Genomic DNA, 525 nt, shown 5'->3' on the forward strand with positions numbered 1-525 from the left:
TCTGCGTGCAGAGACTACTGCTCACGAGAATCTGCAGATGCAGGTTGAGAAGCTGGCTGCGGAGAATGCGGGGCTGAGTGCGTTCGTCGATGCGTTGCTCTCTATCGCCTGGCAAGGTGGCTCCGTTGATGGTGCGGAAATACAGGAGCTGGCACTGAAGCATGGACTGCTTCGTCAGGAGGTCTACTCTGCTGATGAGTACGAAACACTGGTCGATGACCCTGGTAACTTTGAAGACGGCGACCCGGTTTACTTCCGCGTCGAAACCCCGGCAACGGACGCTTTCCTCGCTGAAGTGCGTGCTCAGGGCTTGGAACGTTTGGCGAAAGCTTGGTATGCGATTGCAAACGAAACATCCCCAGGAATTAGCATTAGCGAGTCATCTCGTCTGAAATATCGGCAACGCGCCGATGACGTAGCTGATTTCGCGAATGAAATTCGCAAGGAGGCCGCCCAATGAGCAACATCGAAATCTATGACCTCGAAAGTGTCTACGACGAGAAGATCAGCCCGCTAATGCAGCAA

1 protein-coding gene is annotated in these 525 nt (G+C 53.9%); it reads left to right on the forward strand.

The features are described 5' to 3' along the window. Nucleotides 1-460, forward strand: a 460-nt coding sequence (locus tag V6E55_RS25630; protein ID WP_316944134.1) for a hypothetical protein, incomplete at its 5' end; no start/stop codon positions are given. Between the last annotated feature and the right edge of the window lie 65 nt (nt 461-525).

The organism is Enterobacter sp. 342, assembly GCF_036663495.1.
Taxonomy (GTDB): Bacteria; Pseudomonadota; Gammaproteobacteria; order Enterobacterales; family Enterobacteriaceae; genus Enterobacter.